At 42.2% G+C, this 24,846-nt stretch carries 12 protein-coding genes; 1 reads left to right on the top strand and 11 read right to left on the bottom strand.

Annotated elements, in window-relative coordinates; genetic code table 11:
* Nucleotides 1–4,429: DUF5979 domain-containing protein (locus DXB77_RS10465; protein WP_147353818.1), on the bottom strand; the 4,429-nt coding region annotated here is incomplete at its 3' end.
* A gap of 357 nt (nt 4,430–4,786) precedes the next feature.
* Nucleotides 4,787–10,459: a CDP-glycerol glycerophosphotransferase family protein gene (locus tag DXB77_RS10460; protein WP_118663188.1), complete on the bottom strand. Its 5,673-nt coding sequence runs from the start codon at nt 10,457–10,459 to the stop codon at nt 4,787–4,789.
* Nucleotides 10,460–10,678: 219 nt separating this feature from the next.
* Here DXB77_RS10460 and DXB77_RS10455 point away from each other — a divergent pair, with 219 nt between their 5' ends.
* Nucleotides 10,679–11,713: an acyltransferase gene (locus DXB77_RS10455; protein ID WP_117822342.1), complete on the top strand. Its 1,035-nt coding sequence runs from the start codon at nt 10,679–10,681 to the stop codon at nt 11,711–11,713.
* 44 nt (nt 11,714–11,757) lie between these two features.
* On the opposite strand, the gene DXB77_RS10450 is transcribed toward DXB77_RS10455, so the two are convergent.
* The 9 genes from DXB77_RS10450 to DXB77_RS10410 all read right to left on the bottom strand — a co-directional run bounded on the left by DXB77_RS10450 (nt 11,758) and on the right by DXB77_RS10410 (nt 24,829).
* A complete protein-coding gene (locus DXB77_RS10450; protein WP_117808123.1) occupies nt 11,758–12,948 on the bottom strand; it encodes an acyltransferase in 1,191 nt (396 codons plus the stop codon).
* Between the two features lie 59 nt (nt 12,949–13,007).
* A complete protein-coding gene (gene ybaK / locus DXB77_RS10445; protein WP_118663187.1) occupies nt 13,008–13,490 on the bottom strand; it encodes a Cys-tRNA(Pro) deacylase in 483 nt (160 codons plus the stop codon).
* A gap of 6 nt (nt 13,491–13,496) precedes the next feature.
* Nucleotides 13,497–13,880, bottom strand: coding sequence for a response regulator (locus DXB77_RS10440; RefSeq protein ID WP_118483146.1), 384 nt, complete (start codon nt 13,878–13,880; stop codon nt 13,497–13,499).
* A complete protein-coding gene (locus DXB77_RS10435; protein ID WP_118663186.1) occupies nt 13,877–17,275 on the bottom strand; it encodes an ATP-binding protein in 3,399 nt (1,132 codons plus the stop codon). Before DXB77_RS10435 ends, DXB77_RS10440 begins: the two co-directional genes overlap by 4 nt.
* 55 nt (nt 17,276–17,330) lie before the next feature.
* Complete coding sequence (locus DXB77_RS10430; protein WP_117808119.1) at nt 17,331–18,020, bottom strand: YkgJ family cysteine cluster protein; 690 nt, start codon at nt 18,018–18,020, stop codon at nt 17,331–17,333.
* Entirely contained in the window at nt 18,013–20,811 is a 2,799-nt protein-coding gene (locus DXB77_RS13330) for an ECF transporter S component (protein ID WP_147353817.1), read from the bottom strand. Before DXB77_RS13330 ends, DXB77_RS10430 begins: the two co-directional genes overlap by 8 nt.
* A complete protein-coding gene (locus DXB77_RS10420; protein ID WP_243013849.1) occupies nt 20,808–21,722 on the bottom strand; it encodes an energy-coupling factor transporter transmembrane component T in 915 nt (304 codons plus the stop codon). The genes DXB77_RS13330 and DXB77_RS10420 overlap by 4 nt, the downstream gene beginning before the upstream one ends.
* Nucleotides 21,715–22,668: a DUF4430 domain-containing protein gene (locus tag DXB77_RS10415; RefSeq protein WP_118663184.1), complete on the bottom strand. Its 954-nt coding sequence runs from the start codon at nt 22,666–22,668 to the stop codon at nt 21,715–21,717. Before DXB77_RS10415 ends, DXB77_RS10420 begins: the two co-directional genes overlap by 8 nt.
* A 91-nt stretch (nt 22,669–22,759) precedes the next feature.
* A complete protein-coding gene (locus DXB77_RS10410) occupies nt 22,760–24,829 on the bottom strand; it encodes a hypothetical protein (RefSeq protein WP_118663183.1) in 2,070 nt (689 codons plus the stop codon).
* Nucleotides 24,830–24,846 lie beyond the last annotated feature (17 nt).

The raw sequence follows: 24,846 nt of genomic DNA, 5'->3' as shown, positions 1-24,846 counted from the left end.
TTACGCTTCCGTTTGCCGGTACGCTGATTCCTGTCTTGGTTGCGCTTACGCTTCCATCTTCTTTGACATATTCTCCACTGGCGTTTGTTACATATATAGTAAAGTTCTTACCTGCTGCTCCAAAGTCATACCCTGCAACTGCCTTGGCTACCGTCAGGCTTCCCTTATCCTGGGTATAAGTGTTCGTTACGGTTGCGGTTGCTGTTGCATCCTTAGTTACCTTAACATCCCCCGTTCCGGTTACTGTTAATGCATAACCAGCTTTTGCTGCATCCGTTTCATTCTCGGCTACTGTATAGGTTCCTACCGGTATGTCATTGATCGTTACGCTTCCGTTTGCCGGCACGCTGATTCCTGTCTTGGTTGCTGTTATGCTTCCATCCTCTTTGACATACTTTCCATTTGCATCTGTTACATAAATTGTAAAGTTCTTACCTGCTGCTCCAAAGTCATATCCTACAACTGCCTTGGCTACGGTTAAACTTCCCTTATCCTGGGTATAAGTGTTCGTTACGGTTGCGGTCGTGGTTGTATCCTTAGTTACCTTAACATCCCCCGTTCCGGTTACTGTTAATGCATAACCAGCTTTTGCTGCATCCGTTTCATTCTCAGCTACTGTATAATCTCCAATTGGAAGATCCTTGATCGTTACTTCTCCATTTGCCGGTACTTCGATATATACCTGAGAAGTACTTTCTTTGCCGTCCTTATCGTAATACTTGTTTGTTGCCTTATTTTTTACTGAAACCTTATAGACTGTTCCCGCTGTTGGTGTATAATCACCGCTTACTATCTTTTCAAGCTTCAGATCGCCCTTCTGTGGTGCAGTTGAATTGTCAAATCCTAAGGCACTTGCAGAATAAGTTCCTGCAATCGGCGTACCATCCGATTTATATTTCTTAACTGACACATTCTTCGTATAAATACCCTGGGCTGCATTTGCATCAACATCAAGAGATATAATATAGAAAGAAGTGTCGTAAGTCATTCCATCGACAGAGCCCTTCTGCTCTGACACCTTATAATAGAAGGTCTTTCCTATATCTGCTGTTGTATATTGAATCTCACCAAAGCTTCCGGCACCGGTCGTTTTGCTGGAGGTGGTCTGTCTGTTGACACCGCCTGATTTTCCACTGTATACTACTTTTCCGTCCGCCATACTTGGAGCATTGATCTCCAGCAGATCAAATGTAAATTCTTCATAGCTCTGTAGAGAATCTGTATCTCCATCTACCGTTTTCTCTACTGTAAAGCTGCCCGGCTTGTTCTCATAATACAGATATCCGCTGTTAAACCGCTGATCAACCCAGCTTGGAGCTACGACATCACTGCTGCTCTTGCTGACCATGAAGTAATATGGCTCCTTCTGAACAGAGAAACCATCATCCGCCGTCTTTTCATACAATGCAAATACCTGATCATATGGAAGTCTGTTGATTTCCTTAGTTCCATCTGCGCCTAATGAGATATTACTCATAACCGGAGCAGGCTCAATATCTTTTATCCATTCGCCTGCAGCATTTGTCTTACATTTATATAATGCAAATACTGAACCATTTAACATCTGCATCTGATTGTTGCCATTTGTCCAATATTTATATAATGTAATAGAACCATATATTGATTCTACGCCCGCATGTGGCTCCTGAACAGTTGTTGAAATAGTTGAACTTGTTGATCCCTTTGAGCCTGTGTAACCTGTAAGGCTGAAGCTGTTTGATGCATTTGATGCATCCAGCTTTCCTCCAACCACCTGATTCACTTCTGCACGGTATACAAGCTTTAATGCTTTGCCATCCGGCAGATTCATCTTTACTGTTCTGCTTCCTGCATCATAGGAGTATGCACAGTTTGATGTGATATCTGTCCAGTTGGAAGCATCCTTTTCCGGATTACCGTCTCCATTATATGCATAGACATGGAGAGAGTCTGCCTGGAACAACAAGGCACTTCCCATTGTATCTTCTGCATGGATCGTACCTCCATTTGCAAGCTTAGCCGCATTTGTATTGACATATACGGTATATTCTACAACCTGATCTTTGACAGATGTTAATTCGCCGTTGTTCTTCTTCTGTTCCAGAATATATACACCTGACTTTTTGACTGTATCTCCAGGTGTGATCGTATTTGTTGTGGAGCTGCTTCCCTTGGATTCTCCGTTGTAGGAAACCTCTGCATTATTTGTAACATTGATTGATGCTCCATTCTTAACATAATCTGTTAATATATCATCTGCTACCGATGCAGAATATGTAATCTCTGCCACATACTTGGTAAATGAAGTATTCGATGCTACATCTGCTATACCATCCAATATCTGCTGTGTAACAGGGATCGAGTATGTGATCGTATGTCCACTGATGCTTCCCGTGATGGCTGCTGCACTGCCATCTGCCTGTGAATACCACTGGTTTGCCCATTTTTTCAGCTGCAGCTCAGCATCATCATTAAACTGCAGCGTATCAGGCAGCGTATCAGTAACTGTGATCACATCGCCAACCTTCAGATCATCGGAAATCTCAGATAAATTAATAGATAACGAATAATCGATCGTATTCAGTTTTGTTGTGCTGACCGTTCCTGTCTTATCCAGACTATTTGTATATTTATAATTTGCTTCTGCATCCGCAGAGAACTTTGTATCATTCTTATCCTTATAAGTCAGATTTGCATGGTTAATAAAATTTGCCCCATCTGTAAGATTTTCCGGCTTGGTAATAATTGTAACCTCTATAACCTGTCCCTTCTTTGATGCGATATACGCATCATCAAATCGGAACTGGATACCCCACTGATCTGCTTTCGTGACAGAAGCTACAATTCCATTTCCGGCTACCAGAGAACCATTGTTGATGACATTTGTTCCCTCAATATCCACATTAGACACAAATGACTGCCAGCTTCCATTTGATTTATCGGATTCATTTAATGACACTTCTGTGATCGTATCTGATGCAGGTATATTGATCGATATCTTCCATGTTAATGTACCATCTGCATTTGCTTTTACAAATTCCTTATCCAGAATACCCTTGCCATCTGTCTGCATGGTACCAGTCTTTTTATATTTCGTTCCATCAAAATCTACATCTACATCATTTGTAAGCACTGTCGGAAGTGCAGAATCCAAGGCAGTATCTGCTACATCCGTTGTATATGTGAATTTGTATGTATCACCATTCTTTGTAAAGTCACTAAGCTTCAGATCAGCAAGGCTTACCCCTGCCGGAAGACCGGAAGCTGTAAGATACTGTCCTAATGTATCCTTGATCGCTACATTATTAATATCAAAGGTTGGATCCTTTGTCAGATCTCCCAACTGAAGCTTAACTGTCCATGTGATCGATGTCTTCTTGCCGGATGCATCCGTGTTCCAAGTTCCGTTCTTGGACAACGATGGTTTTCTGATATTAAGCCCTGTTGTAACACTGCCTGTATCCTTGTCATTGTCCTTATTCGTCTTATATTTTACTGAGAACTTATTGTCGAAGATATTCACATCACCTTCCGCAAATGCCTGCTTTACATCTGCTGCACTGACTGTTACATCATAGATGATCTTCGCTGTTTTTGCTGATTCATCCTTCGAATCAAGAACCATGCCTGACATTGCTGCCTGTGCATCTGACCAGCTTGTGTAACCGGTTCCGTTTACCTGTATATTTGATATATTCGTAAGCGCAGAACCCATCGTCTCTGTTGCATCCCCAAGCGTAACCTTGCCATTATATGCTGTGACCGTTACTTCATAGGACTGTGTGATAGAACCATCCGGATTCCATGTTACAGTACCCTTGCTCTTGTTGGAGCCTGCATAGCTTTCTGACTCATTCAGATCAACATTGACCGTAAAGCTGGCATCTCCGATCTTGATCGTTCCTTTATTCTCTGTATCCAGATCAGTATCTGCAAAATCAACAGAGCCATCAATATTTGCCCATCCATTGATCTCACTTTCATCCAGGAATTCATCTTTTAATGTAATATAACATTTTCCGTCCTGAATATACCAGGTACCAACATCAACACCGGTTTCATCATACAATTCTGTTTCTGCATAATCATTAATCGTAATTCCCTGTGCTGCCAGATCTACATTAAAACTCTTAAGTCTGGAATTATTTGCGATTGCCCATTTGAATGAAACTCCAACCTTATCACCATTCTTAACATTGGAATCGTCTGAAACCGTAGTTCCATTCACCTTGATCGTGAAATCACTAAGCGTCAAGCCATCCGGATTTGCCAAAGGAGTAATTCCCTTTTCGCTCTCCTCTGCATCTGACGCTGTCGCCGGCTGTGCACTGTTTCCAGCTTTTGCACTGGTACTTCCAAGACCTGTTCCACCGCTGACTGGTGAACAAACTGAGAAGACCATGAGCAATGCCAATAAAAGCGCAACTACTTTTTTGCTTTTCCTTCCCATTCTCTTTACCTCCATTTGTTGTTCTTGTTCTCTTTATTCTTTGTTGTTCTTTGCTCTTTTGTTGCTTCCTTCAGATATATTATTATACGCATCTCTTTAATTTTGAGCGCAAGAAACTGCTATACCTGAATATAGATATTTAATATTATACACAACCGGGTCTTCATTTCAATATATTTTCACCTAATTCTTTATAAATATAACCAGGAATCCCATATTTCGTTTATTCCGTAAAGAAACGCTCTCTTCGCATAACAAATTTCTGGAGTTTTTTACTTTATAAGACAAACTTTCCTATAAAGTAAAAAGAGCCGCTCCCCATAATCGGGAACGGCTCCTGTATTGTTGTCACATTTTCTATCTCTGTTGCTGCAGATATTCTGCAACTCGTCTGACTGAATTACCATCGCAGTCAGCAAATACATCTTTTCTAAATACTTCCAGCTTCTGATAATCATATGATTCAATCTGTCGGATCTCATTCACCAGATCTTCTGCAGACTTCACGATCGGACAGAACATTTCATTTGCAAATTCTTCTGCTGTTATCTGAATGCTGTCTTTTTCTATGAATGTCTCATAATCATATGCAGATGAATACATCGGTTTTCCAAGCAGCACACTCTCAAAGAATAAAGCACTGTAATCTCCCACGATCACATCGGCTGCCATCAGCAGTCTTCGTGCCGGAATCTCTTTTTCAAGCACCTTGCAGAAACCAGGGATCTCGTACTGTTCCAGGTTCTTTTCCTTCTGACCTGCCTGATCAAAATGAAGCACAACCATGTACTTATCCTGAAGCGCTGTCTGCATTTTGCTCAGAGAAAGCATCGCCGTCTTTCTGGTTTCTTTATCTTTTCTCCAGCTTGGCATATACAAAATGATCTTACGTCCATTCAGCTCCGGTATCAGCTTCATAAGTGCATTTCTGGATTCCTCTATCAGCTTCTGGTCAAAATACTGATCCGTATTGCAACTTCCCTTCAGTCCACAATAAACATTTCCATTTCCGGAATAGGTCTTACGGAACAGATCTTCCTGTCCTTCAGACGGAATCTGAAGCACCGAAACCGGATTCTGCGCAGCAAGATGCGCACCCTTTCTCTTCCACCTAATCTCATCAACAGCCTGAAGTTCTTTCTTATATAATGAAAATGCAAGCTCTGGCAACATAATCTGCTCTGTTTCCTCCCGAAGTTCACAGCGACACAGGATTGAAACAGGTTTTGAAGTCACAATATATCTTGCTGTTGCAAGCTCCCTTGCTAATAGCAGAAGATCCGTCTTTTTCTGATCCAGCATTAATACCTTACAGGAGATCTTCTGTTCCTTCAGATATTCCTTCAACTGGAACAATGGATCATTATTTGTGAGTGCTCTTTCAGATAACAGAACGATCTGATCTACAATATCCGTTTCCGGAACGACCAGCTCATATGCCTCTGCAAATTCATCCGCAACCTTCTTCAGCTCCTGATATTTCTCATAAAATTCTTTATTCTTTTTCTGCTCATCCTTTGTAACCAGATTATCGTAATCCTTGTAATGTGCAAGCAGATAATCACGCACACGCTCCATGGAATGTCCGTCGCAGTTTGCAAACATCTTCTCCCGGAACTGATCCATCTTCTGATAATCATAGTGATCGATCTGCTTCAACTGATCCGCAAGCTCCTGTTCGGTTCTGACGATCGGGCAGAACAGGTTCTGATCAAATGCATTTGCATGCAGGGACATATTCAGCCCCTTGATGATCTTCTCATAATCATAGGCGGTCGAATATGCCGGCTTACGCAGAATCGTTGTCTCAAAGAAGGAATCTCTGTAATCACCTACGATCACATCACTTGCTACCATTAAGGCACGGATCGTCATACCATTGTTCTTGTTAATACATTTACTGAAGCCTTCTACTTCCAGTTCATTCTTAAATCCATTCTTGCTCTGGATCACATTCAGGCTGACAACCACACAGTACTTATCACCGATCAGTTTGCTTAATGCCTGCATATTGAAGATTCTCGCCCATATGCTGCTGGAATTCACTCTACGAAGCGTTGGCATGTACAGGATAACCTTTCTGTCTGCTGTCTCTGGGAAAAGATCCTGCAGCTTCTGTTTTGCCTCACTGATGAAGTCCTTATCAAAATACATATCCGTACTGCAGTTTCCATACAAAACTTCCCGATCCATTTCCTTTGGCGAGAACTGCTTATCAAATTCCGCTCTCTGATGTTCCGATGGAACCTGAAGGATATCCGTATCATTATTCAGGACATAATCAAAATATTTCTGCTTCCATTTGAGGAAATAGTGAACCTCATACCCCTGATTATAAAGGTTAAATGCATTATCACGAAGCATGATCATATCTGTTCCCATTCTGAAGGATGTCCGACAGAACAGGTGGATTGCTGCCGGAACAATAATGTATCTTGCAGATGCAACAATCGCTGCAATCTCTTCATCCGTCTTTTTGGTGTTACCCATACGAAGCAAAACAACCGAAAATTCCTTATGTGCTTTCATCATTTCTGCCATCTTGCCAAGATATCCGGATGTAAAATTCTTCGCATTTGTTACAAATACGATCTTGTTCTCAATACCGTATACATCCGATGCCTCGTCATATAATTCGGCAAATCGCTCTGCACGCTCCTTGATCTCTTCGTATTTCTCTTTGTATTTTCTGTTCTCTTCCAGTTCTCCTTCTGATAACAGTCTGCCGGAAGCATATCCATCACCCGGCATGATCTGGTACATCTCAAAATACCGTCTCTTTACTTCTTCCGAAGCACGGGTTACAGACATGGTGATACTCGTCGTAACACTTCCCATTCCACGGGTTTTCTCCTTCGACGCAAAGCTGTCTAACATCTTCATGGTAAATGGCGGTGCAAATTCACGCTTCTTACCATAGAGGGAAATCGAATCTACCAGTCCACCGATCTGCTCAGCAAATTCCTCATTTTCCAGATTATTTCTATAATAATTCAATGCAAATTCATACAGCATCCGGTCTGTATCTTCCGGTGTATGAAGTGGAAGCTTCGCATACTGATATGCAAATTCCGGAAGAAGTCTCTGCATGGAGTCAAACAGACTCGTATCGTGTGGAACCGGAACAATGACCGGTTCTACCCTGCCATCTACAACCTGGTATTTCTCAATACTCTTATATGGCATATTGGCAAAGATACCTTCCATAAAGAACTGTGCCGTATTATTGGTCGTGAAATTATATCGTACGGAATGACCAATCGTCGGAAGTACCGTTCTACTGTAATAGTAAGGTACATCCACTTCTTCCCCTACAATATCATGCCACAGTCTGACAAAGCAGTCCTGTGTATAACCTCTGCCCCAGTATTCCACAAAGGCAAATTTCTCTGTCCGGTCAATCTCCTGCTCCAGATATCTGCTGACAAGTACACGTTCTTCTGCTCCCTTTTTCATCAGATACTGATTATAGCTTTCGGACTTTTTAAATATGTCAATCAGACCATTTAATACTTTCTTATCTGTAAAATTAACTCCATCCAAAACAACCGCCGGGAAAAACTTACGGAACTGACGGTCTGTCAGATCCATTGCTTTTAACAGCTTGTCCTTAGAAGTGATATTTCCAAAACTGCCATATGGCTCCCAGAATTCACGGTCAACCTCGTGGATAAAAGAAGGGATTCTCCATGTTCTTCTGGATGCATAGATGTATTTTGTCTTTACGTTAAGTCCCCGCGCCTCAATGATCGCATCTGCGATCCGTTTTAATGGATGTCCGTCACGGGAAATGAAATATAACGTCTGATATCCTCTTCTGATTGCATCCCGAAGCGCCCAGTCTACATATGGAACCATGCAGATCGTCACAAATGTGGATACAAATTCATCTCTTGTATATACTGCCTTTGCAGCCATTCTGGTCTGAAGTGCAGCCACCAGATAGGAATCATACGTTCCAAGCTGTTCTACCAACTGTGTCTGAATATCGGAAAATTCCGGTTTTGTAACCTGTCTTACTTCGATTCCAATCTTTCTTGGTGGATTGTGGTCGGCAATCGGATTATCACCATAATGAACCCACTTCTTAAAATCATAATATGGTTCAAAACTTGCAAATACTTCAAAGAATAACTGCTGTGATACCTTCTGAACTCCATATTCACAGGACAGATACAGTGGCAGTTCTGTTAACATCGGCTCCGCTCTGCGAAGCATCTCAAGGATCACATTCTTCGGCAGATACATATCACTGACCAGAATAACCGTATCTTTCTGTGCCAGATATTTCTTAATCATATCGATCTGCTCCGGCAACGGGACTACATTGTCATATTCACATTCCAGCTCCCAAGCCTTTAGCTTCTGTACCTGCTCATCTGTCAGATTATATACGGATGCCATACGGGCAAAGATCTCATCAAACTGAATCTCAACCTTTTCTGATTCACGAAGTGCAATTGATTTATTATAATATTCTCTTACATTTGCTTCTGATGTTTTACGGATCGATGGATAATTCAGAACAAGCGCTCTTGGGAACCCTCCATCCTCCTGCATTTTTTCCTGTACATAGTAGAAGATGCCAACCGGATCGAGTACCTTTCTGGAAAACAGCGTATCAAAGATATCAAAGCTATACAGAGTTGGAAGCTCTACCTTCTCCGGTACAAATGCGATCGTGCTGTCAATGATCTTATCCATACTGTCTGAAGTAGAATACTCCCAGTACAGCTTACTGATCCGATCCAGACTATCGCTGATATCGTCTTTCTCATATTCCGAAAGTGCCTGAACCAATTCATCAAAATTCTTACATTTTCGGCCCGGTGTAACCTCATCATAATCCATCGGGAAATCCAGATCGTCATTGTCAAAGTCAAACGCATACCGCAGGAAATGCTTGCAGCCTGCCGCAATAAAATCTGTAAATATAGAGGAATAATCCATGATACACAGATCGATCTTATCTAAGATCTCATAGAAATCATTGGTGTTATCCCAGAACAAAAGCCATTTACAATCTGCATATCTCTGCTTTGCCCAGAGGAATCCCTGTTCCTTTTCAAGCAGCGGATGCATCTTAAATATCATCAACAGATGCTCTTTCTCACATACCTCTATGATACGGTCAATATCCGGAATTGCCTTGGAGAACAGCTCACCATCCGGATTATTCCGATACGTTGGTGTATATGCAACAATCTTGGTATCCTCCGGAAGCCCCTTCTGTCCGATCAGATCATGATCATATGTTTCAATCTTCTTATAATTCGCTTGATACAGGCATCTTGGATATCCGGCTCTTACGATCTGCTTCTCCGTTAATCCAAGCTCCGCCTTTGCTATATTCTCGATAAATGCAGATGGTGCCAGATATAATTCATAGGTACGATAATATTCATTTCTTGCAATATATTTCTTTGCAAGTTCCGGCAGTAAACGTCCTTCTTTGATCTTACGCTCTACAACCTTTACACCGCCAACACCGTGCCAGAGATTCAGATACTTTGCTTGTTCCAGTCCATCCGGAATAAATGCCTTTACCTGCTCAGAAACCAGTACGCCGGTATAGCTGATGATCGTTTCTGCCTGAGGTGTTCCCATGCGATATGCATGAAAGCCCATACCACGGATCATCTCGATCAGTTCTACATCATCACACAGCCAGTATGGAACAATATCTTTTCTATAATTATTGATATACAAAAACAGATATTTTGGATTCCCCCGAAAATCATTACTGTACTGCCCGGCACAGAACGCCCATACCTTGTCCTTTTCTTTTCCTGCACAGATCTCATGAACATGAGCGGTTTCCTCTGCATTTATCTCATCTTCCATTGCCCGGATCTGATCCAGTTTTTCCTGCTTTGCCTGTTCGATCAGTTCTTTTTTCTGTTCAATATCTATCTCCTGATCTTCCAGTATTACTTTCTCTGTAATATCAGCTTTCCCTGCAGCCTCTGTATTGATTTCTTTTCCATCTATTTTTTTATTTAAAAACTTTTTTAATACACCTAAATGCATTGATCCTGACTCCTCTTGTATTAATAAACATAATTAGGTTTATTATAGAACATAACATAAGTTCAGGCAAGCCCATGTTATATTTATTAAGATAGCATCCGCGACATTTCATTGTTTTATCCGATTTGTTAATATTGGCATATGTACAAGCTTTACTTTTTGCGGTATGATTGTTTTTGCACATTGAACCAGTAATATATATTGAAAAAGGAGTTTAAAATGAATACTGTAAAGACAAGGAAAAGACCAACATGGGATGTAATCTCAGATTATCGTGGGGTTTTGATGGGAATTTCTATTATATGTATTATAATCTTTCATTATGTGGAGGACTGTGGCATCTATCACGTCCACAAAAACGGATGGGTAGAATTTTTCCGTAACTATATCACCAGTTCAAGTGTAGACGGTTTTCTTTTCTTATCCGGTTTTGGTTTGTACTACGCAATGAAAAAGCATCCGGATATTTCCCAGTTTTATAAGCGGAGATTCACACGGATTCTTATTCCTTATTTTTTAATTGCCATCCCTGCGCTCTGCTGGAATGATTTTTTATTTGATAAGACTGGGGTAAAAGCTTTTTTCTCTGATTTGTCCTTTTATTCATTTTTCACCCGAGGGATGTCATGGTTCTGGTATATTTTATTAATTTGCTTTTGTTATCTTATCTTTCCATTCATTTTCCGCGCAATAGATAAGGCACCAGATGAAGAATCTGAGCAAATGCGTATAATTAATTTATTTACTTTTTTTACCATGATCACATTTGTAATCCGCTTATCCAATAAAGAGTTGTTTGATAATACCAATCTGGCCTTATTACGTATTCCCTTTTTCTGTTTAGGCTGTTTTATCGGCAAATACTCATATGAAAAAAGGTCTATATCCGGCGGGACTTATGGATTAATGCTCTTATCGTTATTTGCAATTCAGTTTCGAAAAGGAAGCAAGATCATATTCGCACGATATTCTGCTGCTTTTCTCAATATCAGTGCATGTATTTTAATTGCAATTTTATTCAGCAAGCTGAAACATTTTGAAAAAATACATAATTGGATAAAGAAGTTCTTTGAATGGTTCGGCAAATATTCTCTGGAATTGTATCTGGCACATGTTACTGTACGAGGTGTTATGCGCGATTACGGTCACCCTACCTGTTATGGTCGAAATGAGCTGATTATGGTTGCCATATCTATTGTATTAGCATTAATTGTAAACCAATTAACAAAATGGATTGAACATTTTATTCATTAAACATAAAGGCTTCCTGTTCGAATTATCGTTAGGAAGCCTCTTTTTTATACCTGTTTCTTTTCAAGATATATCCACTTTACATATTTAGAAGTGATGATTGTAAATAATCCCCCTATTAAAATTGTAAATAAAACTGTAAAAATAAAACTTCTGCCCTTTTCATCTGTCAGCCATCGTACAACACTCATCCATACCGGCACGATCATGCACCAGCAAACCATAATCATTCGAAAAATAAAAGCTTTCTTTGAATTAGTATTCGCTGTATACTTGCCATTCATATATGGCCACCACCGATTCATCACATATGCAATTCCCAGAAGCAAAGCTTCTACACCAAACACCATGAACATTTTGATAAACGAACTTGATAATTTATCTGCCCATATTGCTTGACATATTCGAATTAAAGCTATATGTGCTCCCAGCGCAAATAATGTATTTCTTCCCATAAAAGCAAGAACTTTATCCTTTGAGAACTCGCTGAATAACAAGATCAGGGCAATACTAAATGTTAATGATGATGTCACAAATAATGGTATTGAATAATATTGTCCATATACCATGAACACAGTCTTATTGCTGAATGCACTAACAAATCCAATTGTTGTAAGTATAACTATTACAAGGTTCTTATAATTTCTCAATACATTCTTTTCCAGTATATATCTGCGAACCAAATAACCAGTATAAATATAACCTGCTCCGACCATTCCTGTATTAACATGGTATGGCAACTGCTTATCTGAAAAATAAAATCCCAGAGCCATGATGCCAAATGCCATAAGTAACCGAAGCCATCGTTGTCTTCCTGTTATTTTTACTATAATCAGAATATATAAATATGCAAAAAATAATGCTCCAAGAAACCAAACCGGATTTACAGTCGCAGGATAAATTTTATCCTGCGATACAAGATTTCCTATTAATGTATGCCAATAATTTGCTTTTCCCTTTCGCAAAACCCGATAATTTAATACCCATATTGGAAATAACGAAAATACAACCCAAAAATATGGAATAATAATACTTTGAAACTTATGTCCAACCTGCGAAATCAAACTTCTTTCCAACACTTTTTCCGGATAAAATAATAATCCTGATATCATAAAAAACAACGGCATATGAAATGCCGCTCCAACATGTGATATCACTCCGAGCACACTTGCATGACACAAAACAACAATAAAAAAGGCAAAGCCTCTCAACTGATCAATCCAGTCCTTCCTCTCCATTTAATTCTCTCCCCATTTGTTTTATTACGACTTTATCTATAATCTTCTAATGTCAAAAATCACTTAGCCGATATAATATCCGCATACCGTCCGTTCACCGCGCGAACTAAATCATCCGGCTTTAACATGATCTGTTCGCCGAGGCGTCCACCGGATACGATCATCTGAGGAAGTGTTTCCGCACTTTCATGGATCACGGTCGGATATGCTTTCTTCATGCCGATCGGCGTACAGCCGCCGCGGATATAGCCGGTAACCTTGTTAATATCTTTCACAGGAAGCAGTTCCAGATTCTTCTCGCCAACCACTCTGGCTGCTTTTTTCAGATCGATCTCTTTGTCGATCGGTAATGCAAATACATAATAGCCCTGACTCTTTCCAACTGTTACGATCGTCTTAAAGCTCTCCTCATAACTCTGTCCGAGCATATCTGCAATATGCACACCATCAATGAATTCTTCACAGTTATATTGATTGAGCGTATACGGAATCTTCATACGATCGAGAATCCGCATCGCATTTGTCTTTGTCTCTTTTCCCATCGTTTCTTATACCCTTACACACTCATGAATATTCAAAACACGTTCAAGCCGCACTGTTAATGCATTCGCTGTAAATGGTTTACAGATGTAGTCTTCCGCTCCTGCTTCAAAGCATTTTGTCTCTGAATACTCGTCTGTAACTGCCGTCAGGAAAATAACCGGAATACCCTTATATTCCTGATTTACTTTCAGTCTGGATATCACATCATATCCATCCATACCCGGCATCTTCAGATCAAGCAGGATGACATCCGGATGAATCCGTTCCAGAACACGGAACGCCTTCTGTCCATCATTCACGGCTGATACTTCAAATTTGTCCTCCAGGATTCCCTGGATCATATCAAGTATCATCTTATCATCATCTATAACCAATACTGTTCGTTTCACTTAAGTATCCTCCTAATATCCGTTTCCAGTTTTTCTGCCAGTTCATAAGCTTTATCCATATCATAATCCGAAACATACTGATACAGCTTATCGAGTATTCCATAATACTTTGCACCCATTTCATCTGCTAACTCCGGTATCTCTATCTTGTACAATCGTTCCAGACAGGTGCATGCAGCTTTCTCTTTATACTCAAAAACAGCAGTTTTTAAATCACTGATGATCGTAAACATCTCCGTTATCTTTGTGACCGCTTCTTTTTCTATTTTACCATCTGTTTCTATATTCGCAAGCCATTTTTTTATCTGTTCCAGAAGCTCCCGGTACTGGCTTACTGCCTGGTCATGATTCATCTGAATATACGCCAATGCCGTCTGTGGATCCTTACATGCTTCTTCCAGTCCTGCAGCGGCTGCCGCCATAGAATCTGCACCAATGCTTGCGGATATTCCCTTCAGGCCGTGGATCGTTATATCATAATTAAAGATGTCTTCTTTGTTCTTACATTCTTCAAGCTTCCGGATCCGTTCTTCACTTCCATCCAGATAAGTCTGCAGCAGACTGATATACAGCTCTCTGCTTCCGCCAATATAGGATAAGGCTTTCGCGATATCAATTCCCGGTATGCTCCATTCTTCTGCCTGCTGTAGATCCGGTGTGCCGTCTGTTTCCTGTCCTCCTGTGACAGTATCTCCATTCCCGTCTCCACATTCCGTTACATATTCCTGTGGAAGATTATCTTTAATGATCTGTTCAAAGCGTTCCGGATTGATCGGCTTCGACAGATAACCGCAGAAGCCAGCATCCAGATACGTTTGCTTTGCTCCTGATAATGCATTTGCCGTAATCGCAACTGCCGGTATATCTTTATAAATGCCGCCATCCATGGTCTTCACATGCTGGAGCATCTCGATTCCATCCATTTCCGGCATCATATGATCGATCAGCAGAAGCTGATAGGTATGCTGGCGGATCAGTTCCAGTCCTTCTGCCGCACTAAGTGCCGTATCGATCTGAAGTTTTGTATTCTTTGCAAGTCCAACCACGACCTTCAGATTAACCTCATTATCATCTACAACCAGGATCCGGGCATCCTCTGCATGGAAGGACTCCTGATAACAGACCTCTTGATGAAGCTGTTCTTTATATTTCTTTCTGTAATCCCCGATCTGTTCTTCATTTACGATCTCCTGTCCAACCGTTGCCGTAAATGTGGAACCTTCACCATATACACTGCTGACTGTAATATCTCCACCCATTGCAACCAGCAGATTCTTGGTGATCGGAAGTCCAAGTCCTGTACCTTCAACTGAGCGGTTCCGCTTCAGATCCAGTCGTTCAAAATTTGTAAACAGCTTATCCATATCCTCACTCCGCATACCAATGCCGGTATCGGAAACTTCAATCGTCAGGTTCTGTTTATTATCCATAACAGTTCCTGTGATATAGAGACGAACTTCACCCTTTTCTGTATATTTTACTGCATTTGTTAAAAGGTTCATAATAATCTGTTTGATACGCACCTCGTCACCCTTCAAATTCTCATGCAGCTCCGGTTCTACATAGATCTTAAGTTCCAGCCCTTTTTCCATAATACGCTTCTGGATGGATCGTTCGACATCCTCCACAAGGCTGCTCAGCGAATAGTTCTCATTCACCAGATATACCTTTCCGGATTCAATCTTGGACAGATCCAGAATATCACTGATGATCGTAAGCAACGATTTACCGGAATTCTTGATATACATAGCGTATTCCTTGATATGCGGCTGTCTGCTCTCCCGGAGCACCAGCTCATTCATACCCAGGATCGCATTTAACGGAGTCCTGATCTCATGTGAGATGTTTGCAAGAAATGCGGACTTGCTGTTCGCCGCAGCCTCTGCTTCTTCTGCCTTCTGTTTCAAACGAACCTGAAGCTGCTTGTTCCATGCGATCACCACAAGAAGCATCAGACTTCCAATCAATATGATAAGCAGATCCATAACCGTCTCGCTGACATCGAGTGGATCTGCCTGTGATATATAGCGGCCGGCAAGAACCATATACAAATAATAAACGATGGTACTGATCAGCATAAATATATTCAGTTCCATCTTCTGGTACAATGACACAACAACGGCTGCCGCAAGAAACATATCAGTCAGGCGGTTATGTTCACCCGGTACCAGTCCATACATCGCAACGATTGCAAACAGGCAGCCCGACATACATAATCCATGTATCTTTACCGTAGTCTTTCTGATAAAAGTCACAAGAAAGCTGACCAACATAGTTGCCAATGTCACAACAATGAACACCGGAGCCTTCTGAAACCGATAAAACATCATAATAAAATATGTGGCAAAAAGGATATATACATAAAATACAACCTTTTTCACCCGCTTATCATCCTGCAGAACAGAACCAGAGGCATAACGCTCAACTCCGATCGAAGCTCTGCCTTTTTTTCCCGTCCGGTATACACGGACAAACAGGTTCATATAAAGCATGAAGAATACCAGCAGTACAACAGCCAGTGTCACCGCAGAAGGGATTGCATTTTTTGCTGCCAGTTTGCTGACTTCATTCTTATCCACGATCGCAACCACATACCAGTTATCCAAGATTGGTTTCACAGATATCCATGCACTGTCTGTCTTATAGCTGACAGTACCTTCTGTCTCCAACGCAAGTTCCTTATCAATATCTGAAACATAAGTCTCATATGCATCCGTTCTGTGATACATGCTGTCCAGTGTCTTTCCCATATATGCAGACTCTCCGCCTGCAATAATACTTCCGGTCTGATCTACAATATAGATCTCACTCGTTCCTGCATCCAGTTCCTTCAGAAGATCTGACAGTTCCTCCAGATCAACATCTACACCGATCAGGTTCGAACCGTCCCGGAACATACGTCCAACGGATACCACCTGCCGGTTCGTCTTCATATCCAGATATGGTGTCGTGATCGTAAGTTCTGTACCATTCTGCTTCATCTCCTGATACCAGGAACGATCCTCGATCCGATATCCCTCTGGCTGCTCCCATGCAGTACTCAGCATCAGTTCTCCGTCAATATATCCATAAATCCCAAGATACTGCATACTTTCTTCATTTTTCAGATAATGGGTCTGTTCGGTAAAATACGCACGGAACTCATCCATACTATGTCCTGACTCATGCATATACTGCACTGTGAAATAATTCACTGTCAGAATATCGATCGCATCCGACAAACAGTTCTGACAGGACATGGCTGCATAATCTATATTTTTGTTCATCTCATCATCCACCTGCTCCGTTGTCTCCCGGATCTCTCTTGCACAGAAGATCAGAATCACACCTGCCATAAGGATCACAAATATACTTATATAAAATGCCAGTCTTTTATATGCTCTTTTTACCATCATTCACACTCCCCGCCTCTTATCCGCATTTATACCGTTCCAGATCAGGATCTGTCTGCTAGATTCCTGACTCAAGCAGTTCTTTCAGATGCTCCAATCGCATCTCAAACTGCTCATAAAAATCCCGGTTCTCCTCATATCTCGCAACATACATGATATTCAGAATATACATACACATCTGCTTGATCCGTGCATCCTTACTTTCTTCTGCCCCGTCCTGCATACGGATCCGTGCAAATGTCTCCTGCACCTGCTTCTGAAAATCATGCCACTCATTAATGTACTCTGTATATCTCGGCAGATCCGGTGTATCGATCCATTTTGATACCTTGACCTTCACCTTGCCTGCCCGATCACATTCATGGATCTGAAGAAAGTATTTAAATCCGCCATCCTCATAATATCTGCCAAGCGGAAACAGTCTGCAGAATCCCGGCCTTGCCGCATGGATCCCACATCTGCCTTCTGCATTTAAAAAAGTACATGTTCCATTTACCATCTTGATATTTGGGAGGATCAACCCATCTACAACATTTAACTCTATCGTATCGGCAAGCAGAGCTTCAAAACTCTTCCCTGTCTCCTTTGTCAGTCTGCTCACATCCAGCGGATCTAAGATGATGGAATTTCCCATTCCCTCACAGCAGGCATGACACCCTTTACATTCATTGCAATATGCTTTTACCATATCCGTCTGATCGTATAAACGACCATCCGATATCTCTTCCAGACTACAATTTCTAAGCATGCTGTTTTACCTCACACAATACTCCATATTTTATCTTGATCCGGTCCAGTTTCAGCAAAAATGGCCGGGCCATGATCCACAGAAACAGAACCGTCGCAAATCCCTGTACCACATCAAACGGAAAGCCGGTTACATACGCTGCCACGATCATCTTAAGGTTCACTGCCGGCTGCCACATGATCACAGATGCCGGATTCATGATACCGCCATAGATCAGAATACAGCACAGGCCGCCAAAGATACACAGGCCAAGTTTCGTCACATTCTGACTTCTGACCCGACTGTTATTAAATACAAGCCCCGCCGCAAAACCAACCAGGCCAAGTGAAAACATCTGCCATGGTGTCCACGGTCCCTGTCCAAATACCATATTCGATACCAGCATCGTCACCGCTCCGGTCACAAATCCGGTCTCACATCCAAATGCTACCCCGCTGATGATCACGATCGCCATAACCGGATTAAAATTCGGGATCATAAAAAATGCTGTTCTTCCGACTGTAGCAAGCGCGCACAGAACTGCCACCGTTACAATATCCCGTGCTCCCAGTGCCTTTGTCTCAAAGGCTGTGAGAAACGGTATCATCATTTCGATCAGAACCAGAAGAGAAATAAAATAATACTTCCGGTCTGACAGAACCGTCTTGCCAAACCAGATCGTTCCTGCCACTGCTGCAATACAAAGAACCGTTATGATCAATTTTTTTCTGCTGATCCGGTTCCTTCTGCGCAGGTCAATATCCTGATCCCTGTTTCTTCCGACCGGACGCAGCAACAGAATATATATGACCGTTGCCAATATAAATATACCATACAAGATCAGATATTGTATACCTTCTCCGGTCACCGTTCCATCCTCAATCAGCCGGGTCAGATCCGCCTGTGTCATTGTCTTATAAAAACAGAACGCCATGATAACCGTTGTAAGTAGAAGTCCCAGTTTTCGGACAAATGACATTTTTTCCGGTTTTTTCTCCTGTATTGATATCTCGCTTTGAGTGCCGCTTCCTATCCGGTCTTCTTCCTGCTTTGCTTCGTCATTTTCCTTCCTGTTCCCGGTATCTGTCCATACAATTCCGTCATCTATATCGTCATCCGGTTGATCCCATGCACCGGTTTTGCCATATGCATGCAGGATATCCTCAACCGTTACAGCGCCCCGGATTGTTTCTTTTGCTATTCTGGCTGCCGCAGTCGTATAGAATTCATTTCCTGAAAAATAATCGTTTGTTCCCGCAACCGTTGCCACTCTGCCATCAAAGATCAGACAGATCCTGTCAGCCGTTTCTGCGCAGAATTCAATATCATGACTTACCATCACGATCGTATGTCCGGAAGCTTTAAGCTTCTTCATCATATGCGAAAACCGTTTTTTAAATGCTGCATCCATGCCCTTTGTCGGTTCATCCATCAGTATCACATCCGGAGCAGCAAGCAGTACCTTTGCAAGTCCAAGTCTCTGCTGTTCTCCCCCTGACAGATCATATGGATGCTGCGTCAGTACAGATTCCAGCCGGCAGAAATGAATACTTTTCCAGATCATTTCCTTCGAAATCTCCTGCTCCGCCACCTCAAACGTCCCATGTCTGCGGATCAGTCCCAGTTCTTCTCCAACTGTATTTGCAGTAAATAACAGCTTGGGATCCTGCGGAAGATATCCGATCCGGAGTTGCTTCTCCCGCCGGATCCTGCCTCTGTCCGGCCGGTAGTTCCCTGCGATCAGGGATAACAATGTTGACTTTCCGCATCCATTTGTACCATTTATGGCAAGGATCTCCTGCCGCTTTACCGACAAGGTAAGTCCGGACAATACCTCTTTCTCCATGGATGAATAATGAAAAAAAACATCCTTGATATTGATCACGTTCTCCGCTGTCTGATTTTTTCCCTGCGTATCCGCCTGCTCTGACTGTCCCCCTGCTGCCATCTGTTCATGTTTCTCATCATACTGCCGCAGCCATTCTCTGCCTTCTGCAACTGTAACCGGACAGTCTGTAACTCCATAACCTGACAATCCAAATGCTATCCTACATGCCGCAGGGATCTCGATTGCCGGTGCATTCTGTGCCAACAGCACCACGCCATCTGCAATGCTTCCATCATAGATCACTCTGCCATCTTCCATCAGAATGAACTGGCTGCACATCGGCCAGATTTCCTCCAGTCTGTGTTCTGTCAGGATCACTGTAGTTCCAAGTTCCCGGTTAATACGATACAGGCACTGAAAAAATTCCCTCGCTGCCATTGGATCTAACTGGCTTGCCGGCTCATCTAAGATCACCACCTCCGGCGCCATTGCCATGACTGATGCCAGATTTACCAACTGCTTCTGTCCGCCGGACAATTCATTTACCTTTTTGTGAAAAATCCCATCCAGACCAAAGAACGAACACATTTCCGCTACCCGCTTATGAATAAAGGCATTGTCATATCCAAGACTTTCCAACCCAAATGCAAGTTCATGCCATACCTTATCCGTTACAAGCTGTGCATCTACATCCTGTACAACAAATCCGATCTGCTCCGTCTGTACACGATCATCTATGTCTCCAAGTTTTTTCCCCTGAAAACAGACAGTTCCTTCCCGTTTTCCACGAGGTGTCAAAACGGATTTCAACTGTCTGAGCAATGTCGTCTTCCCACTTCCGGAACCACCTGCGACAATGACAAAGCTGCCCTTTTCTATGGAAAGGCCGATATCCTTTAATACCGGCTTCAGATAAACATCATCCCTCTCCGATGCAATATCCGGATATGCAAATGTCAGATTATCGATCTCATATAATTTCATCTTTTCTTCCTTTCCCGGATTGCCTGATACAAATGCATCACACATGGCAGGCTTACTAATAACAGATAGCCTGCAAATACCGCAGTTCCCATTCCGTCTGATCCATTTCCTGTTATATCCGGATAATACTGCCAGTCAATCACGCCCCGGATCATTCCTGCCGCAACAAAGCTTCCCGTTGCCAGAATCACGACCAGACAGCAGCCATCACTTTTTCTAAAATGAAATAATGAATATGCTGTCCTGCCTTTTAACCCATATCCCCGGCTCTTCATACTGTCACCTGTTATGACCGCCCGTTCTAACGCCCAGGTTGCTGCCGAAGAGATCACCCGCATACCGGTTCGAAGCCGTTTAAAATATTTCCCAGGCATCACACAGCCTGCCGCTTTCTGTGCCTGATATACCTGCCGGATCCTTGCGGTAAATTCCGGCAGGAACTTCAACGTCATAGACAGAACGATCGACAGATACGGTGCCAGCCGCCCAAACAGATAGATCATTTTATCAGAAGTCATGATCCTGTTGAAGGATGAGAACCAGCACAGTACTGTCACCAGCATTACAGCAGCCGCTATACCATACAGAATAGATTCGAGCGTCAGCGGATTGCCGGACGGCAGATACCGCAGGATCGTCACCCCCTGATGACTGAATGCCGGATTAATGAGTGCCGTCAATATCACAACCGGCAGCATATAGCGCAGATTCTGATATAGTGCCCGTCTGCCATTCAGGCAGATAGAATATGAGACCGCTCCCAAAAAAGCGATCCCTAAACTAACCGGATGAAGCGACATCATTGCAAATCCGATGACAAATATAAAATATATCAAATTCACGATTGGATGACTGTCTGCAAATGCATCCCTTCTGATCTTCTTCACCTGTTTCTCCTGTCTGTTATTCAAAATATGGATTTCCTACATCTGCTCCAAGGTCACAGGTGTATTTCCATTCAATCTTATCTCCATCTTTCAATACATATTTTGAGCATCCAAATGCCGGGAACTTCCCATTGACACAATACTCCCAACCGGATAATTCTCCGCAGTCAAATTCATACAGATTATGGATTCCCTCAATGTAGTAGCTTCCGTATAATGCAGTAAAGGAATATTCAAGCTGTATACTCTTTTTTTTCGTGATATCCTTTAATACATCAAATACGGTCTGTCCCTTTTTAAATTCTACCTCGACTTCCTTCAGGATCCAGCCATCGGCAGGTACACAGGACTGCTTGCTCTTATCTAACATATTCCAGTTTTTCAGAATATTATCGCAGTTAATCGATATCGTGCAGGTATATGTCTGCTCCTCGGTCGGCTTCTGCTCTGTCGTTTCCGGTTCTTCCGTTGTTGCAGGCTTCTCCGGTTTCTGATGCGCCGGCCGTTCCGTCGTTGGAGCTTCTGTCGTATTCTGCCCCGGTTCTTCTTCCGTCGTTGGCTGTTCCGTTGTTTTCGGTTCTTTTGTTTCAGTCGTTTGTTCCGTCGTTGGCTGTTCGGTCAGAACCTCTGTCGTCCCTGAGGAGCCTTGTCCATCCGGACCATATGGATCCTGTCCATCTTCTGTTGCCACTCCTTCTGATGTCTCATCTGTACGGTCTGTATCCTGACTATCAGCGTCCTGACCGTCCGTTGTTTCCGATTCCGTCACCGATGACTGTCCGGTCTCCTCCTGACCAGTTTCAGCTTCTGCCAGTTCGGTCGAATTCCGGGATTCCGTATGCTGCTTTCCAAATCCGGAAAAGCCTCTGGAACCCGGTGCATTTCCACCATACCAGAATGCCACGGTAAGGATCAGCACCACCGCCAGAATACCAATTATTTTTTTTATATTTTTTTTAATGAACTTCATATACTGCTGCTTTCTGTCATACGGTATTTATTGTACCTGTAATTTCTGCTTTCCGGACATCTGCATGTTTATTCATCTTCTACGATCCCGATCATGCCCGGATATTTACGGTCTTGCTCCAACTGCTGTAATACTTCTTTTTATTCACCGTTTTACAGCTCCGGATCCGTACATAGTATTTCTTTCCGGCTTTTAATCCGGCTATAGTCTTTTTCACGGTTCCGGCTTTTTTTATCGCGATCGTCTTTGCCCCCTGCATGGACGCCTTCGTTCCATACATGATCTGGTAACTGTTCGCCTTCGTGTTCTTCTTCCAGGAACACTTCAGTCTGCCTTTTCCTGCCTTTTTCACTTTCAGGGCTGGCTGTTTTACCCGGTATATTGTGTGTATGGAACTGTATGCTCCATATACACCATCCGCATACGCCCGTATCTTATATGCGTATTTGCTTCCATTTGTAACTTTAGTATCTGTAAAGGAACATCCATTTGCCGCCTTTACCGACTTATATTTCTTCCAGGAGCCATTTCCCGCTTTACGATATATGATATATTTCTCTGCGCCTGTCGTCTTTTTCCATTTCAGCCGGATTCCGGTTTCTATATTTGTCACCGAAGAAATCACCGTTGCCGTCGGTGCGATCGTGATCGTTCTGCTTACGCTTCCGGTATAATCACCCTTACCTTTTACTACGACCGTTGCCTTGCCTGGCATTTTATTATTCTTATATGTGACTGTATAATCTGTGTCTTTTTTTAAAGTGATTGTTGTTCCATCCAGCTTTTTACAGGTAACAGTCACTGCAGGTCTGATCGTCTTTCCGGTATATGTGTATGCGGTCTTTGAAATGGTTACGCTGCAATCTGCCAGCTCCATAACACATGCTTTATCCGCATCTGTCATATCATATAAGGTTGCTTTTTTATTCCGGAACCTCTGATACGCTACCAATGCGTAAAACGACTGCTCGGTCGCCATCTGATTGCCGGATTTTTCCGTGTCTACATGTTTAAACATACCGGTTGATGGTATATAAAAATACAACAGACCATCCAGCACAGACTTTCCATTTTTTACAAAACGACTGTCCGTGCTTCCATCAATTCCAAGACTGGATAAAGCCACCAGCACCTGTGCCGTGCTTTCTGCATTCTCACTTCCATATGAACTGTATGCTCCGGAGGTTTTCTGCATATCTGAGAGAACTTGTATGTTCCGGTCCACTGCTTCCCTGATCTGCTTCTGAAGTTCTGTTCCAACAGTTATCCGTCCGGTATAATATGGTGCAAATGCCTGCAATGCCATTGCTGTCACATCCGGATCTGCCCCCTGTGAATCACTTTTCGTCAGATTAAATCCACCATCTGTAAGCTCACTGCTTAATATATAAGATAACAATTTTTCTCTGGATACCTGGGCTGTTGTTTTACCCGATGAGATCTGCGGTATCTCATAATTACCGGAATCCAGCGCAATCAACGCCCAGATTGGTCCATTTAAGCCCTGTTTTTTTACATATGTCATATCCGACAGCGCACCGGTCAGATCATATCCCTCTATATCAGATGCATCAAGCCCCATAGATGTAAGGGCGAGAATAATTCGAGAATTTTCAGTACTTTTTGTTTTATGCAGTTTTAAAAACTGATTATCCCAATCTCCTACTGCATATTTTTCTTTATTTATGTTATATGTTGCCTTTATATATTCTGTTATATTGTTATAATATGCCCTATACCATGGTGCATTTTCCATACCATAACGGCACTCGCCGATAACAGTCCATTCCCCACCAATAGATCCAATTGCCGGTCCCCACCATTTAACCGTTCTCTTTACCTCTTCATACTCACCTTTTTTATTCTTTTCATAATGAATCGGCAATTCATATTCATATGAAATTTCTAATGTTTTCTCGATTGCAGCAGAAGTCTCTTTCAAAACCGCCTTATAATCAATGGCAGTATCCGAAGCTGCCTCTACCTGACTAATCTCTGCAATCGTACCTGTGCCTGCCTGTTTGCCAGTTCCGTCAAATGCTCCATTCACAGCAACCTGTCCAAACAAGGAAACAGCCATCACCATTACCAACATATAACTAACAATTTTCGTCCAACGCGATCTATACATTTTCTCTCTGTTTTCTTTTATCTTTCTCATTCTAACCTCATATCATT

It is taken from the genome of Clostridium sp. OM05-9 (assembly GCF_003481465.1).
Lineage (GTDB): Bacteria > Bacillota > Clostridia > Lachnospirales > Lachnospiraceae > Coprococcus > Coprococcus ammoniilyticus.
This window is presented reverse-complemented; position numbering and strand designations above follow the sequence as displayed.

Excerpts from the sequence above, each read along its gene's own strand:
- DXB77_RS10415 (WP_118663184.1), bottom strand. The coding sequence starts at position 22,668 with ATGAAGTTCATTAAAAAAAATATAAAAAAAATAATTGGTATTCTGGCG.
- DXB77_RS10430 (WP_117808119.1), bottom strand. The coding sequence starts at position 18,020 with ATGCTTAGAAATTGTAGTCTGGAAGAGATATCGGATGGTCGTTTATAC.
- DXB77_RS10460 (WP_118663188.1), bottom strand. The coding sequence starts at position 10,459 with ATGCATTTAGGTGTATTAAAAAAGTTTTTAAATAAAAAAATAGATGGA.
- DXB77_RS10450 (WP_117808123.1), bottom strand. The coding sequence starts at position 12,948 with ATGGAGAGGAAGGACTGGATTGATCAGTTGAGAGGCTTTGCCTTTTTT.
- DXB77_RS10410 (WP_118663183.1), bottom strand. The coding sequence starts at position 24,829 with ATGAGAAAGATAAAAGAAAACAGAGAGAAAATGTATAGATCGCGTTGG.
- DXB77_RS10435 (WP_118663186.1), bottom strand. The coding sequence starts at position 17,275 with ATGATGGTAAAAAGAGCATATAAAAGACTGGCATTTTATATAAGTATA.
- DXB77_RS13330 (WP_147353817.1), bottom strand. The coding sequence starts at position 20,811 with ATGAAATTATATGAGATCGATAATCTGACATTTGCATATCCGGATATT.
- DXB77_RS10455 (WP_117822342.1), top strand. The coding sequence starts at position 10,679 with ATGAATACTGTAAAGACAAGGAAAAGACCAACATGGGATGTAATCTCA.
- ybaK (WP_118663187.1), bottom strand. The coding sequence starts at position 13,490 with ATGGGAAAAGAGACAAAGACAAATGCGATGCGGATTCTCGATCGTATG.